The sequence below is a fragment of the Mesorhizobium sp. M1365 genome, from assembly GCF_040317865.1.
Lineage (GTDB): Bacteria > Pseudomonadota > Alphaproteobacteria > Rhizobiales > Rhizobiaceae > Mesorhizobium.
In genome coordinates, this window is sequence record NZ_JAMYLG010000052.1 from 1 (window position 1) to 17,699 (window position 17,699).

Below are 17,699 nucleotides of genomic sequence, written 5' to 3' on the forward strand. Positions count from 1 at the left end.
TCAAAGGCCGGACATATGGACGCAAGCGATCGAAAACGACGCAAAACAACCGTTGCAGGCAGGGCGCCGTCCACATATGGATCCTGGGGTCTGCGCCGCGTCGCTTCGCTCCTTGCTTCGCCCCAGGATGACGGCTGGAGAGATGTTCTGGCCAATCTCCGAGGTCTGCGCTTTCCACGTCGTAACAACAATCGGTTGCCTCTGGCCCATGGCCGGGTGGACCCTATACCTTCAGGATGGCCGCAACCACTGCGAGGAAGCCATGCGAAAACTGATCTCCACCGGTTCGCCCTTCGAGAAGACCGCCGGCTATTCGCGCGCCGTGGTGCAGGGCGACTGGTGTTTCGTGTCCGGAACGACCGGCTACGATTATGCGACCATGTCGATGCCGGAGACCGTAGAGGCACAAACGCGCAATTGCTTGGCGACGATCGCCAAGGCGCTCGGGGACGGCGGCTTCGAGATGGCCGATGTGGTGCGGGCACATTACTATATTACCGATGCGGCTTTCGTGGATGTGGTGTTCCCGATCCTCGGCGAGGTCTTTGGCGAGATCAGGCCGGCGGCAACGATGATCGTGTGTCAGCTCAACAAGCCGGAGATGAAGATCGAGATCGAGGTGACGGCGCTGCGGCGCACAGCCTGATGCCTGTCACGGTTGCGACAACGACACGGTTAGCACGAGGATCGGCCCATGGCGAAGGTCAGGCGCATCGTTGCAAACATAGACACGCAGGATATCGCGGCGGCAAAACCCTTCTATCAGGATGTGCTCGGCCTCGATCTCAAGATGGATATGGGCTGGATCGCTACCTACGGCTCGCAAGAGACGATGTCCGTGCAGGTCAGTTTCATGGCCGAAGGGGGATCAGGAACGCCGGTGCCGGACATCTCTATCGAAGTCGACGACGTCGATGCCGCGCTTGAAAGCATGAGGACGGCCGGCTTTGCCATCGAATACGGTCCGGCGGACGAACCCTGGGGCGTGCGTCGCTTCTTCGTACGCGACCCGTTCGGCAGGCTGGTCAATATCCTTTCGCATCTCTAGGCATTTTGTCTTGAGCATCGGATTTTCCCAAAACCGGTTTCCACTTTTGGGTCCGATGCTCTGAACCGCAGGCTTGCGCGCCGGCCGCTTGGCGTTTAGCAAGGCCGCGGCTCACGACACAATCAGGACGGTTCTCATGGCTTCGAAAAATCTTCTCCTGCTTGCCGGCGACGGTATCGGCCCCGAGGCGATGGCCGAGGTGAAGAAATTGATCGCCGGCATGAACGACAGCCTCGGCAGCGATTTCGCCACCGACGAGGGCCTTGTCGGCGGTTGCGCTTACGACGCACATGGCGCGGCAATTTCCGATGCCGACATGGCCAAGGCAATGGCGGCTGACGCGGTGCTGTTCGGCGCCGTCGGCGGGCCGAAATGGGATGCCGTGCCTTACGAGGTGCGCCCGGAGGCGGGTCTGCTGCGGCTGCGCAAGGACATGGAGCTGTTTGCCAATCTCAGGCCGGCAATCTGCTATCCGGCACTGGCGGCGTCCTCCTCGCTCAAGCAGGAGGTGGTCGAAGGTCTCGATATCCTCATCGTGCGCGAGCTCACCGGCGGCGTCTATTTCGGCGAGCCGAAGCAGATCATCGATCTCGGCAACGGCCAGAAGCGCGGCATCGACACCCAAGTCTACGACACATTCGAGATCGAGCGCATTTCGGGCGTTGCCTTCGAGTTGGCACGCACGCGCAAGAACCACGTCACCTCGATGGAAAAGCGCAATGTGATGAAATCTGGCGTGCTGTGGAACGAGGTCGTCACCCAGACGCACAAGGCCAGGTATGCCGACGTCAAGCTCGATCACATGTTGGCCGATGCCGGCGGCATGCAGTTGGTGCGCTGGCCGAAGCAGTTCGACGTCATCGTCACCGACAATCTGTTCGGCGACATGCTGTCCGACATCGCCGCCATGCTGACCGGCTCGATCGGCATGCTGCCGTCGGCCTCGCTCGGCGCACCTGATGTCAAGACCAAGAAGCGCAAGGCGCTCTACGAGCCGGTGCACGGCTCGGCGCCCGACATCGCCGGCAAGGGCATCGCCAATCCGATCGCCATGATCGCCTCCTTCGCCATGTGCATGCGCTATTCCTTTGGCATGGTTGAAGAGGCCGACCGGCTGGAAGGCGCGATCGCCGCCGTGCTCGATCAGGGCTTGCGTACCAGGGATATTCATTCGCCGGGGATGACCGAGGTCGGCACGACCGAGATGGGCGACGCGATCATCGCCAAATTTTTGGGGTGACAGGTGTATGGGTGAGGTGCAGCGCGCCATTGAAAGGGATCTTCTCGGCGAGCACCAACGCCAGGCTGAGTTTCGCGGCGATCAACACCTCGCGCCATTGCTGCAGTTCATCTGCGACCGATATCAGGTCGAAAAGAGCGATTTCTACCTGCTAGAAGCCATTCCCGATCAATACGAGTTGTGTCTCTTGATCTGGCTTTGGCCGGATAGGGTGGTCGACTGCGAAATCGCCTATGAAGGGTCCACATTCGAGGTTGTCGGGACGGAAACGATCCAGACCCACAAGAAGACCCTTCGTGGTCATTCCGCGAAGGACTTCAAGATCATCGAACGCATCGCCTTGAGCGAACACAAGCAGCTTTAGCAGAACCAACTCAGGTGAGGTTATGCGGTCTTGATCCCCTCCGGCACCGGACCCCACTGGTTTACGCGCGGCTGCGTCGGGATCAGCGCAAAGATCAGGATGATCACGGTGCCGAAGGTCGGGATCAGGAAAAGCAGGAAGAGCCAGCCGGTCAGGCCGGTATCGTGCAGGCGACGCACGTTGAGCCCGAACCACGGCAGGGCTGTCGCCAGCAGGAAGAGACCGGAAAGGCCGACCGTCACTGCCGGCAATTCACTGTTGTCGAGATTGCCCATGGCGTCGTCGATAAAGACGCCGAGTCCTATGACCACGATCAGCGCGATCGTCCAGAACAGACAATAGCCCCAATACTCCTTGCGGCGGGCACGGCCGGCGAAGTTGAAGTAATTCTCGGTCAGACCCCACCAGAAGTAGCTCCACAGGCCAGCCGATTCAGCCGGACTTTGTTCAGCGGAACGGCCGAAATGTTGCGGCTGACGTGCCGCGGGCGCATTGCCGGCCTGAGTTGGGGCGGCGGTTGCAGTGGAGGCGTCGGCGGGCGCACTGGCAGGTTGGGCGCGGATCGAAAAAACATCGCGTGCCCGTCCGCCAGCCGGCTGGAATTCGACGGTCGTACCTCCGGCAACCGATGCTTCGCGGCGCAAATCTTCGCGCGCCAAAGTGTAGCGGTTGCCGTCGGCTCCGGTGATGAAGCCGAAACCCTGGTCTTCGTCGTAATGAAGAACTTCGCCGCGCATGTCCTGCCCACCCCCATTTCCCCGCCCCAGACTGTGCAAAGTTCCGGCAGACCGCAAGAGGCGTGCGGAAATGGAGAGTTCTGGCTATTTACCCCGGCCGTTTCTTCGATTTCTTGTGTTTCGCAGGTCCGCCTTCGAACTTCGCCTTGGCCGGTTTCCCGCCCCAGGGCTTCGCCTCGAATGCCGGGCGCTGGTCGGCCGGTGCGCGCTTCTCGAATTTGGGCGTGTTCTGATCGAAGGTGCGCTTGCCGCGGTGCGGCTTCTTGTCGGGTCGTGGTTCCTGATAGCCGGCCCGCGACAAATCCGGCGTGCCGTCCAACCGCTTGACCGCAATGTTGCCCTGCAGCTTCCGGTCGGGGCCGATCGCAGCGAGGAAACGCTCGGCCCAGTCCGCCGCGATCTGCACGAAGGTTTCCTCCTGCTGCATCTTGATGGCGCCGATCTCGCGCTTGGAAATGCCGCCTGTCCGGCACAGCATCGGGATCAGCCAGCGTGGCTCCGCATTCTGCAGGCGTCCGACCGACAGCGAGAACCAGACGCTGTCGCCGAAATCGTCGCGGCGGCTCGGTGCCTCGTCCCGGCGGGCAAATTTTTCGCCCGACGGCGTGAACGGTGCCACGTCGAGAAGATCTTCCGGCGCCGAGTGGCTGGAGCGGCACATCCTCACGAAGGCGGCGGCAACCCGTTCGGGCCCGTGCTGATCGAGAAGCGCCTCGACGAAGCCGCGCTCCTCATCCTTCATAGGCTCGCTGAAGACCGGATCAGCGAGAATGCGCTCATCGTCGCGCCGTATCACGTCGTCGGCCGACGGCGGGCTCGCCCAGGTTGCCGCAAGGCCGGCACTTTGCAGCAGCCGCTCGGTGCGCCTGCGGGCACTATTGGGCACGATCAGCGCGCTGACGCCCTTGCGTCCCGCACGACCCGTGCGTCCGCTTCGGTGCAGGAGCGTTTCCGGGTTGGTCGGCAGGTCGGCATGGATCACCAGCTCGAGATTGGGCAGGTCGATGCCGCGTGCCGCGACGTCGGTGGCGATGCAGACCTTGGCGCGGCCGTCGCGCATCGCCTGCAGCGCGTGGCTGCGCTCGTTCTGGCTAAGCTCGCCGGACAGCGCCACGACGGAAAAGTTGCGGTTGTTGAAGCGTGCCGTCAGATGGTTGACGGCGGCGCGCGTGTTGCAGAACACCAGCGCGTTCTTGGCCTCGTAATAGCGCAGCACGTTGATGATGGCGTTTTCGCGGTCCGCCTGGGCGACGCTCAGCGCCCGGTATTCGATGTCGAGATGCTGCTTTTCCTCGCCGGAGGCCGAGATGCGCACAGCATCGCGCTGGTAGCCCTTGGCCAGCGTGGCGATGGAGCGCGGCACGGTCGCGGAAAACATCAGCGTGCGGCGGTCGGCGGGCGCGGCATCGAGGATGAATTCCAGATCCTCGCGAAAGCCGAGATCGAGCATCTCGTCGGCCTCGTCGAGCACCACTGCCTTGAGCGCCGACATGTCGAGCGAATTGCGGGTGATGTGATCGCGCAGGCGGCCGGGCGTGCCCACGACGATATGGGCGCCGCGCTCCAGTGCGCGCCGTTCGGTGCGCATGTCCATGCCGCCGACGCAGGACGCCACCGTGGCGCCGGTCAGTTCGTAGAGCCATTCCAGCTCGCGCGTTACCTGCAGGGCCAACTCCCGCGTCGGCGCCACGGCCAGCGCCAGGGGTGCCGCCGCGTGGGAAAAGCGCTCCGCGCCATCGAGAAGGGTCGGCGCCAAAGCCAGACCGAAGGCGACGGTCTTGCCGGAGCCGGTCTGGGCCGAAACCAGCGCATCGGCCTGGCCAAGCTCGAGAACGGCGTTCTGCACCGGCGTCAGCTCGACATAGCCGCGTTTTTCCAGCGCCTTTGCCAGCGCGGGAACAATAGCTTCGAAGTTGGACATCTTGCTCTTTCGAAATTCGGATTCTGAATACCCGGCGACGGGTCAAATGTCGGCAAGCGCCCACAGACGGGCGCCACGAGCCAGACGATGCTCGTTCGTACTTGGTGCCGCCGTCATTGTACAGGGCGGGCGGGTCGGCCTGCTTGCGATTGACTCTAGACGTAAACCGCGTAAAAGCCGGCACCGAACGGGATAGTTTTCGATGCGCGGCCTTTTGATGGCGCTTTCTGCCTTCGACATCCCCGGCCCCAATGCGAACCATTGGGCCGGGCGCGTCGCTGCGTCTCCTCGTTCCAGCAAAATCACGTTCTTGCTCAAAAAAACCGGCAAAACGACCACCAAAACGGTCTGATTCCCTTGGCCTAACCACCCTCTCCCGGGTCCGGCCCGGGGGTTGAAACCCGCATCGGCCGGCGGGTTTTCTCCAGAAACCGAGCGGAGAGGGACAGGAGATTTCGATGAGTTTCAAGGTTGCGATCGTCGGCGCCACGGGCAATGTGGGCCGGGAAATGCTCAACATATTGGAGGAACGCGGCTTTCCGGTGAGCGAGGTGGTGGCGCTGGCCTCGCGGCGCAGCCAGGGCACGGAAGTGTCGTTCGGCGACCGCACGCTGAAGGTCAGGGCGCTCGACCAATATGATTTTTCCGACACCGACATCTGCATCATGTCGGCCGGCGGCAACGTCTCCAAGGAATGGTCGCCGAAGATCGGCAAGCAGGGCTGCGTCGTCATCGACAATTCGTCGGCCTTCCGCTACGACCAGGACGTGCCGCTGATCGTTCCGGAAGTGAACCCGGATGCGATCTCGCTGTTCACGCGCAAGAACATCATTGCCAACCCGAACTGCTCGACGGCGCAGCTGGTCGTGGCGCTGAAGCCGCTGCATGACGCGGCCACCATCAAGCGCGTCGTCGTCGCCACCTACCAGTCGGTCTCCGGCGCCGGCAAGGAAGGCATGGACGAATTGTTCACGCAGACGCGCGCGGTGTTTGTCGCAGACCAGGTCGACGTCAAGAAATTCACCAAGCGTATCGCCTTCAACGTCATCCCGCATATCGACGTCTTCCTCGACGACGGCTTCACCAAGGAAGAGTGGAAGATGGTGGCCGAGACCAAGAAGATGCTCGACCCGAAGATCAAGCTGACGGCGACCTGCGTGCGCGTGCCGGTGTTCATCGGCCATTCGGAAGCGGTCAACATCGAGTTCGAGAAGCCGATCACCGCCGATGAGGCGCGCGAGATCCTGCGCGAGGCGCCGGGCTGCCAGGTCATCGACAAGCGCGAGGACGGCGGCTACATCACGCCGCTGGAATCGGCCGGCGAGGACGCCACCTTCATCTCGCGCATCCGCGAGGACTCGACCATCGACAACGGCCTGTCGATGTGGATCGTCTCCGACAATCTGCGCAAGGGCGCGGCACTCAATGCGGTGCAGATCGCCGAGCTGCTGGTCGAGCGCGGGCTGATCCAGCCGAAGAAGAAGGCGGCATAGTTCGCTCACGGCCCTATCGCCGCTAGCGCGGCTGGCCTCCGCGGGGGCGCCGGACGACCGGCGGCCCGCAGTCGCGGGCTCGGCCTTCGGCGGTTGTTTCGCTCACGGCCGTATCGCCGCTACGCGGCTGGCCTCCGCGGGGGCGCCGGACGACCGGCGGCCTGCGGTCGCAGGCTCGGCCTTCGGCCGTTTTGCGCCCTTCTCGCCGTTCACGGGGGGAAGGTTCCGGCAGGCGTATGAGGGGCAGCGCAGGCGTCTCAAATAGGCAGCAAGGCGCCGGCGTCACAGCCGGTTCTCCTCCGCTAGGTCCAACAGCAACTCCAGCGCCTCCGCCGCCCGGTCGGCGGGCACGAACAGATGATCGTGGTAGAAGGCCGAGACCGGATTGACGCCGATGCCGGCGGTGGCCAGCCGCGCGGTGATGGCGGCGAGGAAGCCGACCGCTTCCAGCGACGAATGGATGTTCAGCGTCAGCATCCGGCAGCGGAACACGTTTTTCAGTCCAGCGGCCTTGGCATGGTCTTCAAGCACGATCAGCGTCGTGCCCTCGCGCTCGCGAAATAGCATCACCGGGTGGAGCCTGTCGGGAGCGGGCGCATCGGGTGGCAACGTGGTGAAGACATGAACGCCGGCAAGCAATTCCGGCGTCATTGCCGCCAGCAACTGTTTCAGGTCGGTCTCTCCGGCCATCGGTTGCTTTTCGTTGTGCGATCAGGCGGCGGCTGCCGTCGAGCGTCGGCAGACACCCCTACGGATTTTCAATAACGCCCTCCATCTCACCTCGCAAGGTGGACTTGACCAGGTTCGTTGCCGGCTGAACTTGTACATCCGAGGTCGCCGTCCCCCGGAGTGAAAAAGAGCTGGAGGCGTGTCGGATCGCCGTCATGGGCCGCGTCCTTGGTTCGAGCTGGCGAAGGAGCCAGTGCTCACAACGACCGGAGGGAACATAATGACCATGTCTCAGGCAGCACCCGTCTCACCGCGTGCCCTGTGGGCCGGCCGCGTGCTCAGCGCCGTCATCGTGCTGTTCATGATCTTCGACGGCGTCATCAAGCTACCGCCGCTCGAAATCGTCACCCAGACCATGGTGCAGCTCGGCTGGCCGGCCGATGCCAATGTCTCGCGCATGCTCGGCACCATTGGATTGGTCTCGACAGCGCTTTACGCGCTGCCACGCACCTCGGTGCTCGGCGCCATCCTGCTCACCGCTTATCTCGGCGGCGCCGTCGCCACGCATGTGCGTATCGGCAGCCCTTTGTTCTCGCACATACTGTTCGGCGTCTATCTCGGCGCCGTCCTCTGGGGTGGCCTGTATCTGCGCGATCCAAGGGTGCGCGCGTTGTTCCCGTTTAGCCAATAGCGGCGACATCGAAAGCCGTTCGATGGTGGCCACGCTGCCAGAGCGGGCGCGGTCTGCCGCCGCCTTTCTACTCTTTGGATCAAATTGAGCGCCGCCGGGCGGCAGCCGATCTTCTTCTTTGGATCAAATCGCCTGGTTGCGAGTTAGGGGGTGCAGCGGCGAGGACGGCACCCTGTTGGAGAGGAACGACAATGAAAAAGGTGATGATCTTGATGGCCTTGCTGGTCCCGCTCGGTGCCTGCTCCCGTACTGAGCAAGGCGCGGCAGTTGGTGGCCTGGGCGGTGCGGCGGTCGGCGCTGCTGTGGCCGGCAACCCGACCAAGGGCGCGGTGATCGGCGGTGCGGCCGGCGCTTTGGCCGGTGCACTGATCGGCCGTGCCAGCGAAAGCGGCCAATGCCGTTATCGCGATCGTAACGGTCGTGTCTACGTTGCGAGTTGCCCGGAAGGCTATTGATCGGGCCGCATCATATGGATGCAATAGCAAAACGGCGGGCAGGGCCCGCCGTTTCGCGGTTGTGGAGATGATTTATTCGGCGCTGGCGGCTTCCGCCTCGGCCGGCGCGGCTGCGGCGGCGGCAACGGCCGCGGCGGCATCTTCCTGCGCCTTCTTCAGCAAGGCTGCGCGCTCCTGCGCCTTCTTGCCGGGCTCGGCCTTTTTCGGGTTGGCGCGCGCTTCGCGCTTGGCGATGCCGGCTTCATCGAGGAAGCGCAGCACGCGGTCGGTCGGCTGGGCGCCATGCGACAGCCAATGCTTGACGCGCTCGGCGTCGACCTTGACGCGTTCGCCGTCCTTGGGCAGCAGCGGATTCCACGAGCCGAGCGACTCGATGAAACGGCCGTCGCGCGGCGAACGCGCGTCGGCGACGACGACATGGTAATAGGGACGCTTCTTCGAGCCCGCACGGGCCAATCGGATTTTCAGTGGCATTTCTTTTCTCCTAAAAGCTCTGATTTGGTTGATCGGTTGGTGGCTAATCCTCAGCCGGTTTTCGCTACGCCGTTGGATGCGGCGATCTGCTCGTGATGGCGGATCACTTCGCGGACGACGAAGTTCAGGAATTTCTCCGCGAAATCCGGGTCGAGATGGGCGTCCTTCGCCAGTTGGCGAAGACGGGCGATCTGCTCCTGCTCGCGCGCCGGGTCGGCAGGCGGCAGGCCATGTTCCGCCTTCAGCACGCCGACTGCCTTGGTGCAGCGGAAGCGCTCGGCCAGCATGTGGATCAGCGCCGCGTCGATATTGTCGATCGAGGCGCGATAATTGGCCAGCGCCGCACGCGCGTCCGCCATGTCCTTCTCTTCGTTCATGGCGCCCTCACTTCTTCTTGCCGAGGCCATTCTTGCCAAGCATTGGCAGCCCGCCACCGCCCGGCAGGCCGGGAAGTTTCATGCCGCCGGGCAGCCCAGGCAGGCCACCGCCACCGGGAAGACCACCGGGCAGGCCCTTCATGCCGCCGAGCCCGGCCGCCTGCGCCTGCTTCTGCAAGGCTTCGAGCTGCTTGGGGTCCATCTTGGAGAGGTCCGGCATGCCGCCGCCCATCATGCCGCCTCCGGGACCGCCTGGGCCGCCAGGCATCATGCCGCCGAGCCCCATCTTGGAAGCGAGGCCGCCCATCATGCCGCGCATCAGGCCGCCGCCTTTGCCCTTGCCGCCCATCGCCTTCATCATGTCGGCCATGCCGCGATGCATCTTCAACAGTTTGTTGATTTCGGCCGCGTCGGTACCCGAGCCGGCGGCGATGCGCTTCTTGCGCGAGTGCTTCAGAATATCGGGGTTGGCACGCTCGGCCTTGGTCATCGACGAGATGATGGCGAGCTGGCGACCGAACATCTTGTCGTCGAGCCCGGCGGCGGCCATCTGGTCCTTCATCTTGCCCATGCCGGGCATCATGCCCATGATGCCACCCATGCCACCCATTTTCGACATTTGCTGAAGCTGGCCGGCGAGGTCGTTCAGGTCGAACTTGCCCGACTGCATCTTCCTGGCCATCGCCGCGGCCTGTTCGGCGTCGATGTTCTCGGCCGCTTTTTCGACGAGGCTGACGATGTCGCCCATGCCGAGGATGCGGTCGGCGATGCGCTTGGGGTGGAATTCCTCCAGCGCGTCCATTTTTTCGCCGGTGCCGATCAGCTTGATCGGCTTACCGGTGACGGCGCGCATCGAGAGCGCCGCACCACCGCGGCCGTCGCCGTCCATGCGGGTCAGCACGAGGCCGGTGATGCCGACGCGCTCGTCGAAGCTTTTTGCCAGATTGACGGCGTCCTGGCCGGTCAGCGAATCGGCGACCAGCAGGATCTCGTGCGGCGACGACATCTTCTTGATGTCGGCCATCTCGACCATCAACGGCTCGTCGATATGGGTGCGGCCGGCGGTGTCGAGGATGACGACGTCATGGCCGCCGAGCTTGGCCGCCTGCACGGCGCGGCGGGCGATATCGACCGGCGTCTGGCCGGCGACGATCGGCAATGTGGCGACCTTGACCTGCTCGCCGAGCTGGCGGAGCTGCTCTTGCGCGGCGGGACGCCGCGTGTCGAGCGAGGCCATCAAGACTTTCTTGTTTTGACGGTCGGCGAGGCGCCTGGCGATCTTGGCCGAGGTCGTCGTCTTGCCGGAACCCTGCAAGCCGACCATCATGATGACGACCGGAGCCGGTGCATTGAGGTCGATGGCGACGCCCTCGGCGCCGAGCATCTCGACCAGCTCGTCATGGACGATCTTGACGACCATCTGGCCGGGCTTGATCGACTTGACCACGGCGGCGCCGACGGCCTTCTCGCGCACCTTGTCGGTGAAGGAACGCACCACTTCCAGCGCCACGTCGGCCTCGAGCAACGCACGGCGCACCTCGCGCAGCGCCGCCGAGACATCAGCCTCCGACAAGGCGCCGCGGCCGGTGAGGCCGTTCAGGATCGAACCAAGGCGCTCTTGCAGGGACTCAAACATTGGTCAACCCGCCGCGCGACAGCGCCTTGGATTCATTTTGACCCCTGTCGGGCCGAAGGCCCTCCACGCCTCTTGTGCGTTCCTGTAGCGATTCAAACATTCTTTTTCCTTTTCCCTGGCACCCGGATGATGCCCGAGAGGTAATGCGTTCGCGCCAACTGTCCAAGCAAAAGCCGGTCCGGGCAAAGCCCAAAGCCAAAAAGCACCCGGGGGCGCACAGCGCTGCCGGGTGTTGGCCTCCGGGATCGATTTACGGCACTTCACCTCAAAGAGGTTTCGGCGTCCCGGTCGGTTTGCTCGGAGGAATACTCGTCGCGGAATTCGCGGCGTGTAGACAGGAAATCGGCCGCAGAGTCAAGCTTTGGTCAAGCTTTGCGTCAAATAGCTCAGGACGACCAGGCAATGCACATCAGCGCACGCTGCCGGCGCGCGCCATATCCGGCTCGACCTTCAGCGGTGAGCGCGGATGTAAAAGCAGCAGAACGGTCAACAGGCTGCTGACGATGCCGATCGAAGCGATGAGGACGGCGTCTGAAGTCGTCCAGCCCGCGGCTTCGAGCGGCTTGGCGTTGAACAGGGCGAAGGAATTATAGCTTTGCTGGTGCGAAATCAGCAGGAAGCCGGTCAGATTGTTGCCGAGATGGGCGCCAAAGCCGGCACCGAGATTGCCGGTTGCATAGACCAGAAGCGTCAGCAGCAGCGCAAAGGCAGCGATCGAGGCCAGCACGCAGGCATTGATGGCAGCGCTTGAACCTGGGCTCCAGTGCAGGGAGGTGAACAGCAATCCCGGCAGCAGCGCCCAGATGAAAGAGTTCCGGAACCGGCTCGCCAGGCCCCTGAGCAGATAACCGCGAAACAGCATCTCCTCCGACGAGGTCTGCAGAAAGGTCAGGGCGGCGATCGGGATCAGGAACAAAAGCCACGCGGACAGGCCGATCGCGCCGCGCGCGATGTCGGGCTGCAAACCATAAAGCAGGATCTCGGAAAGCAGCGAGGTGATCAGCACCGCGGTCAGTCCTTTCAGGAACCCCGACCAAGAAATGCGCCGGCTGACGCCAATCAGGGCTGTCAGCTTCTCTTGATGGATCCAGCGCATGGCAGCCCAAAGGCCGAGCCAGATTCCGGCAAATGAAGCCAGCGCCGCAAGGATGCCTGCAGGAGAGGCCATGAAATCCTGCACCGCTCCCCCACCTGGCGGGGCGGTGCCAGACGATGCCTGCCAAACGGCAAAGGCATAGGTGCCGCCGAACAGCACGGCGGCAGTGGTTCCGAGCCAGAACAGGATGACGACCACCGCTCCAAGCAGAAGCCGCGGCAAAGTGGTCTTGTTGTTGGCGGTGTGCCGGTACTGTTGGAAGGCGGTTGGGTCGATCGTCACGCGGGCTCGCTGGCTGGTGCTTCGGCTCGCAAGGTCTAGAACATCGGCCCCAATGTGGAAACCGGTATTGCAGCGGCAATGCCGGCTTGTGGCAATGTCGGGAGTGCGAGCGGCCGCCATTACAGGGCGACCGCCCTGTTTGTATCGTCAGCGCACGACGTACACGATACGCCGGCTGCCCGGATCGACCAGTGCCGGCTGGCCGTTCACATAGACGTAACGGTAATCATAGTCCGGAATCTCGCGCAGCTCGACGGTGTCAGGCAACGTCGCGCCCGTCACCACCTCACCCTCGAGATAGACCGGATCGAGCCGATGCGTACGTACATAGGTACGGATCTCGGCCGGCGGTCTCCGGATAGGCTCGATCGCCTCGCCGGCGACGATTGCTCCGGTATAGCTGTCGGAATACTCGACGCTATCGGCGGGCGGCGTCACGACGGCAATGTCGGCGCTGGCCGGACGCTGTGTCAGGACCACACGGCTGCCGCCGAAATCGGCCGTCACATAGTCGGAATAGACCCAGCCCTGGCCGTTGGCCTCGGCGATGGTGCACCATTTGCTGTTGGCGATGCAGCCGTCGAGCGTCGCCGACTGGCCGGCCGCAAGCACGCCGATCACCGGATATTGCGGGCCGGGGCCGGCGCGTACATTGAGATCAGTGATGGCCGAGACGGCGGTGTCGGCCAAAGCAGAGCCCGACATCGCTATGAGCGCTCCGGCCACCGCCGGAAACAATATGCGTTTCATGGTCTTCTCTCCGTTTCACAGTCCCTTGGCACGGAAAACGAAGCAAAGCCGCATGCGTTCCGGCTAAAAGGCTTCGGCCGGCTCACGATTTGTTCCAGTCGTTTTCGGCAGGTCGGTCAAAAGCTCGTGAACAAAAGCAAGTTTTTGCGCCGCCACGTCCGAGATGACGAAGGGATAGAGATCGGGCAGGCCCATGCAGCGGTTGATCGAGTTGGACGCCTCCGACAGCACCAGCCAGCGGTCGAGAATCCTTTCGAAGGGCTCTGGGCTGGCGGCGGGTTCCGATGGTGCCGGCTGCAACTTGCCGCCGGTATCGGCGCGCGGCAGCTCGTTGGCTTCAACGGTTTCCAGCCGGCCGAGCGGGAAATTCAGGGCATGCACCATCTCCAGTGTGTCGGTGATGTGCATGTGATGCGCCCATGTCTCGGCCCAGTCCTCCCATGGGTGCGACGTCGCATAGGCCGAGATATGGCGCTGCTGCCAGTCGGGCGGCGCGCCATCGGCATAATAGGTCTTCAGCGCCTGTTCGTAGCCGGCGCGCTCGTCGCCGAACAAAGCGCGAAAACCGGCAAGCTTTTGCGAATCGTCGCGGATCAGGCGGTCCCAGTAATAATGGCCGAGCTCATGGCGGAAATGGCCGAGCAGCGTGCGGTAGTTCTCGCCCATCTCGACGCGCCGCCGTTCGCGCTCTGCCGAATCCGCCTCGGCGACGTTGAGCGTGATCCGGCCGTTGTCATGACCGGTCAGGATACGTTCGCCGCCCGGACCGCCGCCGATCGGATCGGCAAGAAAATCGAAAGCGAGACCGATCTCGTCGCCAACGTCCTGCTTGGGTGCGACCGGCAGGCCGAAGGCGAGCAGCGAATAGACGGCACGCTTCTTTGCCGCCTCGACACGGATCCAGCGGCGGCGGTTGCCGTCGACCGACAGATCCGGGATCAGCTGGTTCAGCGCACAGGCGCGGCAGAAGGCGTGGCCGGGCTCCGCCATCCAGTTGCAGGCGCATTCGTCGGCATTGGTGCAATAGAAGACCTCGGCGCCGGACAGCGCGAAGCGCGCATGCTCGGGATCGTAGAGCACGAGGCTGGCGCAGTTCAGGCATTGCGCGTTCTCGAAATAGAGACGGTGGTCGCAATGCGGGCAGTCGAAAAGCTTCATTGGCGTCTCAAATCATTCGAAATGCGGAGGACGATACGAGCAGGAGAACGCCAAACGCCTGTCAGCTGCCGACGTTCCTGCCGGCTGATGCTATTTTGCCGCAAGCTGGGCGACGACCTCCTCCTTGGCCACTGCCTCGCCCGACAATCTGGCGCCGCCGCAGGTCTGCATCAGCGGACCGGCCAAATGCTCGCCGGCGAAGAAGATCTTTTCCGCCACGGGCTGCATCAGCGTGGCGCGCACTTGCGAGCGGCCGGGCCGCCGCCGCCGCATAGCACACAAACCGCTCAGCGCCCCGCCGATGATCACGACATCAACGTCTTCCATGCTTATTCTGTCCCCGCCACAATAATTACTTGATCGTAGGCAAATTCCCGGGCGTCCGCCAGTGTGGTGGATTTGAGGTTCCTGCTGTATTGAGTGCATCGGCGTGGCGCCGGGGCAGTGACAAGCAGGTGTTTCGCAGGCAAGTTCGCAATAGGGAACGTGATTCAGGCAACCAGGAGAGCAGCATGGCATTTCTTGCCAAGGGGAAGATGTTTGTAGTGGCCACGGTGGTGGCGGTGCTTGCGCTGGCGACGGGCGCGCAGGCGGCGGCCAGCTGTGGCAAGAGCGGCGCCGGCTTCGAGGCATGGAAACCGGAGTTCGCCGCGGAGGCGAAGGCCGACGGTGTCGGCTCGAAGGGTCTGGCCGCTCTGGCTCGCGCAACCTACGCGACAAAGACGATCTCCGTCGACCGCGCCATCCATAAGGCTTTCAGCGGCTCGGTGGAAGCTTTCATGAAGCGCCGTGGCGCGTCCGCGATCATTGCCAGGGGCCGTGCGCTGAAGAAGGCCAATGCTGCGCTGTTCGACAAGATCGAACGGAATTACGGCGTGTCGCCGGGCGTGTTGCTCGCCATCTGGGGCATGGAGACCGGCTTCGGTTCCGCCATGGGCAACCAGAATACGGTCTCCGCCATTTTAACGCTGGCCTATGACTGTCGCCGTCCGGAGTTCTTCTACCCGCATGCCATTGCGGCCCTGAAGCTGGTTGATCGCGGAGCGTTGAGCGCCTCGTCGGTCGGTGCCGCGCACGGCGAGATTGGCCACACGCAGTTCCTGCCCGGAAATGTTTTGACGTATGGTGTCGGAAACAAAAATCTGCGCGACAAGAGCACTGCGTTGGCTTCCACCGCCAACTTCCTCAAGAGTCATGGTTGGCGGGCCGGCGCGAGTGCGCAGGCGAATATGGGCGCAATCGCTGGCTGGAATTCCGCGAGCGTCTATCAACAGGCCATCGCCCGCATGGCCACGGCGATCGATGCCGACTGACAGGATATAAACGCAAAAATGACTGGGCTCGGTTGGAAGCGCGAGGCGAGCATGAAGAGTCTCGCAACAGCGCAGGGCTTGCCTTGCCCTTTGGAACCTAGCTAGGACAGGCGATGATCTCGCTCTCGATCGTTGATTTCGATGCGGACCCCGAGGGGGTGACTGCGATCCTAAGCCTCGAACCGACACGCATAGTCCGCAAGGGCGACCCGATGCGTAACGGTTCCCCGCGCAAGAAGAATGGATGGAGCCTCGATGGTCCGCGGCAAAGGCTCCGGAGTGGGGCCGAGCACGAGAATGCGGTCAACTACCTGATCGAGCAGATGCGAGGTCGGGAGGAGGCCTTCGCACGGCTGTGGCAGGAAGTGCGGCCAAAGCAGATAACTATCTACGGCGGGTTCTATCAGCCCTACGACGTACAGTGCGGCATTTGGCTTGAGCCGTCCGCGATGAGGGTGCTCGCGGATTGCGGTGTTGGCTGGGGCCTCGACCTTTTCGTTGAGGACGAAGCTCACCAACATGGAAGTGAGGTGTGAGCAGCCGTCCTGTCCGCATTGGGTCGTTTGCCGACTGGCTGGTTCCAAACTTGAGCGGGGTCTGATTCATAAGGGCATGAGCCGATACGATCTGACCGACTTCGAATGGCGGGCGATCGAGCCGCTGTTGCCCAACAAGCCGCGAGGCGTGCCGCGCGTAGACGACCGCCGGGTGCTGAACGGCATCTTCTGGGTGCTGCGATCGGGTGCGCCATGGCGCGATCTGCCCGAGCGCTACGGGCCTCGCACCACTGGCTACAACCGCTTCGTTCGATGGCGGATAGCAGGTGTCTGGGATCGGCTGATGGACGCCATTACCGAGGCCCATGACGGCACGGTGCAGATGATCGACACCTCTATTGTTCGCGTCCATCAGCAGGGTGCGACGGCAAAAAGGGGAATCGAGATCATTGTCTCGGTCGTTCCCGAGGCGGGCTGACGACCAAAATCCATGCTCTTGTCGACGCCGAAGGCAGGCCGATCAAGCTGACGCTCACGGCAGGTCAAATGAGTGACATCGCCTACGCAGCGGACTTATCAAGGATTTGCCCGAGGGTGCCATGCTGCTCGCCGACAAGGGCTATGATGCCAACGCGTTGCGCAATGCCGTCACCGAGCAAAAGGCATGGGCCAACATCCCGCCCAAGGCCAACCGCAAGGACCCGATGTGCTTCAGCCCCTTCCTCTACAAGGCCCGCAACCTCGTCGAACGCTTCTTCAACCAGGCCAAGCAGTTCCGTCGCATCGCAACTCGATATGACAAAACTACCTCGCTGCCCTCAAACTCGTCTCCGTCCGTATCTGGCTACGCGGTAACGAGTCTACGTCCTAGTCTAGAGCTTTGTTTTAACGCAATCCCGGACGGAAAACCGTTTCACGCTTTTCCTGGAATTGCGCTATTCGACCGAAAGTCCGGCCAAGCCCCGGGCGTGGAAACTTCGTCAAACACCGCCATCGGCCCGGTCGCGGTAAGGACGACGGACGCCGTTTCGCGCCCGAATACGCGAAGCGGGGCCGGCAATTCATATTGCTTGAGGAAAGGATTGCCGGAAGAAACGTCGTTCCAGCCGAGCTTTGCGGGCGCATCGGGGCGGTCGGTCAGCCAAAGGGCAAAACCACTATATGTCGGAACGTCAGCCCCGCACTCGACCAGCGCGGGAAGGTCGAGGGAGGGGGGTCATCGTTGGCTTTGGCGACGGCCAAGTTCGCCAGGACAGCCAACGCGGGCAGGAAACCAGCTCCAAGCGTGGCCAAGCGCCTGGGCACATCACGCTCAATAATGCACGTAGCCGCTCAACGGGCATTTCTGGGAAATGGGAATCTGGAAGGGGCCGTCAAAACTTTTGCAGGTACGGAATTTGGAATTCCGCGGCGCCGGGGTAGCCGCTTTTGGCTTGTCCCCGATGACCGTCGGGACTCTGGGACCCTGCGCGTAGCCGCTCAACGGGCATTTCTGGGA

20 protein-coding genes and 1 pseudogene are annotated in these 17,699 nt (G+C 63.0%); 11 read left to right on the forward strand and 10 right to left on the reverse strand.

Going from position 1 to position 17,699, the window contains the following annotated elements; genetic code table 11:
• The first annotated feature begins 262 nt into the window (after positions 1-262).
• The 4 genes from NKH04_RS29770 (at position 263) to NKH04_RS29785 (ending at position 2,652) form a co-directional block, all read left to right on the forward strand.
• Positions 263-646, forward strand: a complete 384-nt coding sequence (locus NKH04_RS29770; RefSeq protein ID WP_352450222.1) for a RidA family protein — start codon at positions 263-265, stop codon at positions 644-646.
• 48 nt (positions 647-694) lie between these two features.
• The gene (locus NKH04_RS29775) at positions 695-1,048 is read left to right on the forward strand and encodes a VOC family protein (protein WP_352470852.1); all 354 of its coding nucleotides are present in this window, start codon (positions 695-697) and stop codon (positions 1,046-1,048) included.
• Positions 1,049-1,184: 136 nt separating this feature from the next.
• Positions 1,185-2,288 carry a 3-isopropylmalate dehydrogenase gene (gene leuB / locus NKH04_RS29780; RefSeq protein WP_352541965.1) on the forward strand — a complete coding sequence of 368 codons (1,104 nt, stop codon included), beginning with the start codon at positions 1,185-1,187 and terminating at the stop codon, positions 2,286-2,288.
• 7 nt (positions 2,289-2,295) lie between these two features.
• Entirely contained in the window at positions 2,296-2,652 is a 357-nt protein-coding gene (locus NKH04_RS29785) for a hypothetical protein (protein WP_352832318.1), read from the forward strand.
• A gap of 20 nt (positions 2,653-2,672) precedes the next feature.
• Here NKH04_RS29785 and NKH04_RS29790 read toward each other — a convergent pair whose 3' ends face one another.
• Both NKH04_RS29790 and NKH04_RS29795 read right to left on the reverse strand, forming a co-directional pair.
• Entirely contained in the window at positions 2,673-3,389 is a 717-nt protein-coding gene (locus NKH04_RS29790) for a DUF805 domain-containing protein (RefSeq protein WP_352832321.1), read from the reverse strand.
• An 88-nt stretch (positions 3,390-3,477) separates the two neighbouring features.
• Positions 3,478-5,310: a DEAD/DEAH box helicase gene (locus NKH04_RS29795; RefSeq protein WP_352832323.1), complete on the reverse strand. Its 1,833-nt coding sequence runs from the start codon at positions 5,308-5,310 to the stop codon at positions 3,478-3,480.
• Positions 5,311-5,512: 202 nt separating this feature from the next.
• Between NKH04_RS29795 and NKH04_RS29800 the strand changes: the two genes are divergently transcribed.
• Complete coding sequence (locus tag NKH04_RS29800) at positions 5,513-5,662, forward strand: hypothetical protein (protein WP_352450216.1); 150 nt, start codon at positions 5,513-5,515, stop codon at positions 5,660-5,662.
• Between the two features lie 106 nt (positions 5,663-5,768).
• The gene (locus NKH04_RS29805; protein WP_023680535.1) at positions 5,769-6,803 is read left to right on the forward strand and encodes an aspartate-semialdehyde dehydrogenase; all 1,035 of its coding nucleotides are present in this window, start codon (positions 5,769-5,771) and stop codon (positions 6,801-6,803) included.
• 282 nt (positions 6,804-7,085) lie between these two features.
• Here the strand turns inward: NKH04_RS29805 and NKH04_RS29810 are convergent, their stop codons facing one another.
• Positions 7,086-7,493, reverse strand: a complete 408-nt coding sequence (locus NKH04_RS29810; protein WP_352817223.1) for an ACT domain-containing protein — start codon at positions 7,491-7,493, stop codon at positions 7,086-7,088.
• Positions 7,494-7,752: 259 nt separating this feature from the next.
• On the opposite strand from NKH04_RS29810, the gene NKH04_RS29815 reads away from it, so the two are divergent.
• Together NKH04_RS29815 and NKH04_RS29820 are read left to right on the forward strand one after the other, a co-directional pair.
• The gene (locus NKH04_RS29815; RefSeq protein WP_023680735.1) at positions 7,753-8,163 is read left to right on the forward strand and encodes a DoxX family protein; all 411 of its coding nucleotides are present in this window, start codon (positions 7,753-7,755) and stop codon (positions 8,161-8,163) included.
• 191 nt (positions 8,164-8,354) lie between these two features.
• A complete protein-coding gene (locus NKH04_RS29820; protein WP_023680734.1) occupies positions 8,355-8,618 on the forward strand; it encodes a YMGG-like glycine zipper-containing protein in 264 nt (87 codons plus the stop codon).
• Positions 8,619-8,690: 72 nt separating this feature from the next.
• Here the strand turns inward: NKH04_RS29820 and rpsP are convergent, their stop codons facing one another.
• From rpsP to NKH04_RS29855, 7 genes are all read right to left on the reverse strand, one after another.
• Positions 8,691-9,092 (reverse strand): 30S ribosomal protein S16, encoded by a 402-nt coding sequence (rpsP, locus tag NKH04_RS29825; RefSeq protein WP_352450212.1) that lies wholly within the window; start codon positions 9,090-9,092, stop codon positions 8,691-8,693.
• 50 nt (positions 9,093-9,142) lie between these two features.
• On the reverse strand, positions 9,143-9,469 hold the full coding sequence (locus NKH04_RS29830; protein WP_352450211.1) for a chorismate mutase: 327 nt from the start codon (positions 9,467-9,469) through the stop codon (positions 9,143-9,145).
• Between the two features lie 7 nt (positions 9,470-9,476).
• Complete coding sequence (gene ffh / locus NKH04_RS29835; RefSeq protein ID WP_352541973.1) at positions 9,477-11,105, reverse strand: signal recognition particle protein; 1,629 nt, start codon at positions 11,103-11,105, stop codon at positions 9,477-9,479.
• A gap of 409 nt (positions 11,106-11,514) precedes the next feature.
• A complete protein-coding gene (locus NKH04_RS29840) occupies positions 11,515-12,483 on the reverse strand; it encodes a CPBP family intramembrane glutamic endopeptidase (RefSeq protein ID WP_352832330.1) in 969 nt (322 codons plus the stop codon).
• Between the two features lie 147 nt (positions 12,484-12,630).
• Positions 12,631-13,233 (reverse strand): DUF1236 domain-containing protein, encoded by a 603-nt coding sequence (locus NKH04_RS29845; protein WP_292664090.1) that lies wholly within the window; start codon positions 13,231-13,233, stop codon positions 12,631-12,633.
• A gap of 63 nt (positions 13,234-13,296) precedes the next feature.
• Entirely contained in the window at positions 13,297-14,391 is a 1,095-nt protein-coding gene (locus NKH04_RS29850; protein ID WP_352832331.1) for a zinc-binding metallopeptidase family protein, read from the reverse strand.
• A gap of 90 nt (positions 14,392-14,481) precedes the next feature.
• On the reverse strand, positions 14,482-14,718 hold the full coding sequence (locus NKH04_RS29855; RefSeq protein WP_352832332.1) for a hypothetical protein: 237 nt from the start codon (positions 14,716-14,718) through the stop codon (positions 14,482-14,484).
• 185 nt (positions 14,719-14,903) lie between these two features.
• Here NKH04_RS29855 and NKH04_RS29860 point away from each other — a divergent pair, with 185 nt between their 5' ends.
• The 3 genes and pseudogenes from NKH04_RS29860 (at position 14,904) to NKH04_RS29870 (ending at position 17,072) form a co-directional block, all read left to right on the forward strand.
• Positions 14,904-15,704 carry a lytic murein transglycosylase gene (locus NKH04_RS29860; protein ID WP_352470839.1) on the forward strand — a complete coding sequence of 267 codons (801 nt, stop codon included), beginning with the start codon at positions 14,904-14,906 and terminating at the stop codon, positions 15,702-15,704.
• A 113-nt stretch (positions 15,705-15,817) separates the two neighbouring features.
• The gene (locus tag NKH04_RS29865) at positions 15,818-16,240 is read left to right on the forward strand and encodes a DUF4279 domain-containing protein (protein ID WP_352832335.1); all 423 of its coding nucleotides are present in this window, start codon (positions 15,818-15,820) and stop codon (positions 16,238-16,240) included.
• Between the two features lie 76 nt (positions 16,241-16,316).
• Positions 16,317-17,072 (forward strand): annotated as a pseudogene (locus NKH04_RS29870) (IS5 family transposase).
• Positions 17,073-17,699: the final 627 nt, after the last annotated feature.